This is a genomic window from Methanobrevibacter sp., assembly GCF_030539555.1.
Taxonomy (GTDB): Archaea; Methanobacteriota; Methanobacteria; order Methanobacteriales; family Methanobacteriaceae; genus Methanocatella.
The window spans coordinates 1-3,902 of sequence record NZ_JAUNXX010000101.1; the positions used below are offsets into that span (position 1 = coordinate 1).

The 3,902-nt window shown below is 31.9% G+C and carries 3 protein-coding genes; all 3 read right to left on the reverse strand.

Annotated features, from left to right (window positions below):
- Window positions 1–60 precede the first annotated feature (60 nt).
- From Q4Q55_RS09930 to Q4Q55_RS09940, 3 genes are read right to left on the reverse strand one after another with little or no spacing between them, the layout of a single operon-like run.
- Window positions 61–969: a cation diffusion facilitator family transporter gene (locus tag Q4Q55_RS09930; protein ID WP_303372648.1), complete on the reverse strand. Its 909-nt coding sequence runs from the start codon at window positions 967–969 to the stop codon at window positions 61–63.
- Window positions 962–2,080, reverse strand: coding sequence for a pyridoxal phosphate-dependent aminotransferase (locus Q4Q55_RS09935; protein WP_303372649.1), 1,119 nt, complete (start codon window positions 2,078–2,080; stop codon window positions 962–964). Before Q4Q55_RS09935 ends, Q4Q55_RS09930 begins: the two co-directional genes overlap by 8 nt.
- A 60-nt stretch (window positions 2,081–2,140) precedes the next feature.
- Window positions 2,141–3,694 (reverse strand): radical SAM protein, encoded by a 1,554-nt coding sequence (locus tag Q4Q55_RS09940; RefSeq protein ID WP_303372650.1) that lies wholly within the window; start codon window positions 3,692–3,694, stop codon window positions 2,141–2,143.
- Between the last annotated feature and the right edge of the window lie 208 nt (window positions 3,695–3,902).

Genomic DNA, 3,902 nt, shown 5'->3' on the forward strand with positions numbered 1-3,902 from the left:
TGCTAATCCGATGGTCTTATGACCTCCGGGGTTCAAATCCCCGTCCCGGCGTTTTAATCATTATTTGTCAATTTCTTGGTCATGGTTGTATTGTAATCCTATTGGACAGGCGTGTACCATTGCATATTTTATTTCAGGTATCTCTTCAGTAATGTTATCTTGAATAACATGTATGATTTTATGAACTTCGTTTAAACTCATGTCTCCATCAAGTTCAATGTGTAAGGATACTGTTGCATAGGAACCGAGGTAATCTACTTTAATGTCATGTGCATTTTGAGCTTTAGGAGTAGTATTATTTGCAACTTTTTTTATGTTATCTATTAGTTCATCTGATGGAACTTTTCCCATTATGTTGTCTATATTTTCTTTTCCTATGTCATATGCTGTTTTTAAAATTAAAATCCCAATAATTAACGCTACAATTGGGTCAAGAATAGGATAACCAAAATTTGATGCAATGACTCCTATTAAAACAGCAATTGATGAAAATATGTCTGTTTTTTGATGTTTTCCATCTGCAACGATGGCGGGGCTTTTAATTTGTTTTCCGATATTTATGATATACTCACTAACAGCGTAGTTGATGATTATTCCGAAAATTGCCATTATTGCGGCAATCGTTTCGGGCACTGCAATTGATGAAGGATTAATTAATTTATCAAATGCTCCACTTATGATTTCGTATGCAACCATTGTTAAAAACACTACTATTATTAATCCGCTTATGGCTTCTGCACGGCCATGGCCTATGGGATGTTCTTTATCGGCGGGCTTTTGACCTATTCTGAATCCGGCATATGCTATAATGGAGGTCATCACATCGGATAATGTATGTGCCCCTTCAGAGATTAAAGCATAACTTCCAGAGATTATACCAACTGCAATGTTGAACACTGTTAAAAAGCAGTTAGCAACAATTGCTATTGTGGCAGCTTTTTTTCCAGCATTGCTTCTAAATTCATCCATTCACTACACGCTCTTCTAAAATGTTCATGGCTTTTTCAATATTTTCATAGGAATTTGCATAAGACATTCTAACATGTCCGTTCCCGTTTGATCCGAATGCAGCTCCCGATACTGTTACTACTCCTGCATCTGCTGCCTTTTTGACGAAGTTTTCATCGTCAATTTTTGGAAATACATAAAATGCCCCTTCAACATTCACTGTTTCATATCCCATTTCATTTAATCTTGAAACAATTAGGTCACGTCTTCTTTTAAATTCACTCACCATTTTATGAACTTCATCTTGAGGGCCGGTTAATGCTTCATATGCTCCTTTTTGTGCTGTGGAATTGGCACAGGCTATGCTGTTTTGATGTATCTTAAATAACTCTTCACAATATGTTTCATTTGATGTTAAATAGCCTATTCTTAATCCAGTCATTGCATATGTTTTTGAAAATCCGTTTATTGTAATAACATTGTCGCTATATTTTGCAGGGGAGTAATGTTTTTTATCGTATATTATTTTTTCATATATTTCATCGGAAATAATTAGGAAATCATGGTCCATTGATAAGTCAGCAATTGCTTTTATGTCTTCTTTTTCCATTACCGCACCGGTCGGATTTGATGGTGAATTTAAGATTATTGCTTTTGTTTTATCAGTGATTTTTTCTAAGACATCATCCGCCTTTAATTTAAATTCATTTTCCATTTTACAATCAACAGGCACGATATTTCCACCCGCTAAGTTAATACATGATTCATATAATAAAAAACTTGGATCAGGTAAAATTATTTCATCGCCAGGTTCCATAAATGCCTGTGCGCTTATGTATAATGCTTCACTGGCGCCAACTGTAACGATGATATTTTCAGCATTGGTGTTAATTCCATTATCTTTTTTAAATTTTTTAGCTATTTCTTCCCTTAATTCAACATATCCCTTGTTTGGAGTGTAATGTGTATCATCATCATCAATTGATTTTTTCATGGCATCTTTAATGTTTTGAGGCACATTGAAATCAGGTTCTCCAATTCCTAAGTTTATTGCACCCGGTTTTGTTGCTTCAAACATTTTTCTTATTTGTGACAATTCAATCGAATTTGTTCTTCTTGCTGGATTAATCATAAATTTTACCTCACTTATTATATTATATATTATTATAGTAATTTTATTTTTTTCTAGTAATTATTTTTCACATGCTCCACAATTATAGCATTCAGATGTTGCGCACCATGGGGTTTGTTTTAAATTATTTAACCTGGAATGTTCTATTTTTAAAAATCTTTTTTCCACACTCACATTAATATTGTCCCAAGGCAATTCGTCATCAATATTATAATTCGGAAGTATTTCTTTCCATTCTTTCAATGTTGGGGTTTTTGTTAGGGATTTTTCAATAATTGCACCAACATCCCTATTTCCACAAGATAATATATACTGAATCATACTTTTTTTAGGACTTTCGCATTTAATGTTATATTTTTTCATTTCTTTTTTCAGATATCTGGTTTTATTCTTAATGTCCTTAAAATCATATGGCTCCCATTGCATTGGAGTGTGCGGTTTTGGAATTAATGGATTTACACTAAATTTTACATTTTTAATATTATAATGCATGTTGGCTATCTTTTTCATATACTCTGCAAGTTCTTCAATATCCTCTTTACTTTCGCCAGGTATTCCAATCAAAAAATATAATTTAATTTTAAAATCCAAATCAACTGCATTCTTTATTACTGTAAAAATAGTTTCATCCAGTATATCCTTATTTATCACTTTTCTTAATCTAGTGATTGATTCGGGTGCAAGAGTTATAGTTTTAAGTCCACTTCTTTTTAGTGTTTCTAAAGTTTCTTTGGTGATTGATTCGATTCTTAGTGAGGGTGTTGAAATCTGAAAACCTTCTTTTTCAAGGCCATGGATAAGATTTTCTAAATTACTGTAATCGGATACTGCAGCACCAATTAATGTAACTTTATTCAATCCGGTATTTTCCCTATTTTTCATTGCAATGTCAATTAGTTTTTCACAATCAGTTTCCCTGGCGGGTCTGTAGAGATAACCGGCCATGCAAAATCTACAACCTCTCATGCATCCTCTTGAAACATTCAACATTATGGTATTATTGAAAATAGTCTGAAAATCCTTATCATCACTTTTACTAATTACCGGTTCTGTAATGTGATAAGCACAGTCCATGTTATCTATTAATGCTATTTCTGTTTTGTTTTCATATTTGGGGACATATATTCCCCGGATGTCTAAAAATTTTTTTAAATCTTTATCTGGGCTTTTAATGTATGTGTCTAAGAACTTATCTAAAACATCCTCTCCCTCACCAATTATAAATAGATCAATGTAATCTGATAAGGGCATGGGATTTGCAGTTGCGCAGGGGCCTCCTGCTATGATTAATGGATGGTTTTCATCACGTTCTTCTCGTTTAAGAGGTATTTCAGCATTTTTCAACATTTCGAGGACATTAAAATAATCTTCTTCAAATTGTAGTGTGAAACTTATTATGTCAAGATATCTCATTGGAGTATTTGATTCGATTGTTTTTATATCAGGATATATTATTCTTTCACACCAAGTGTCCTGCCGGTCATTTAAATGATTATACAGTATATTATAACCTAAAGATGACATTGCGGTTCTATAAACATTTGGATAGGTTAATCCAAAGCGGATATCAATAGTTTTGTGATTTTTTTGAAAGGAATTTTTTTCAAATATCATATAATCATCTTTAATTTTTAACTCTTTCATTTAAATTCTTTATTTTTAATACAATTATTTTAAATTAATTCATTTTTCATAAATCCGACAATAATTGGCTGATTTTTTTTATAAAACTCCAAAATATATTAATTTTTACTATAAAAAATCTTTAAATCAAAATTTCATCTTTGATGTTATCGCTTTTAATTTAATTTAAATTCAAGCT

Coding starts and splice junctions, on each gene's coding strand:
- Q4Q55_RS09935 (WP_303372649.1), bottom strand. CDS start 2,080: ATGATTAATCCAGCAAGAAGAACAAATTCGATTGAATTGTCACAAATA.
- Q4Q55_RS09940 (WP_303372650.1), bottom strand. CDS start 3,694: ATGATATTTGAAAAAAATTCCTTTCAAAAAAATCACAAAACTATTGAT.
- Q4Q55_RS09930 (WP_303372648.1), bottom strand. CDS start 969: ATGGATGAATTTAGAAGCAATGCTGGAAAAAAAGCTGCCACAATAGCA.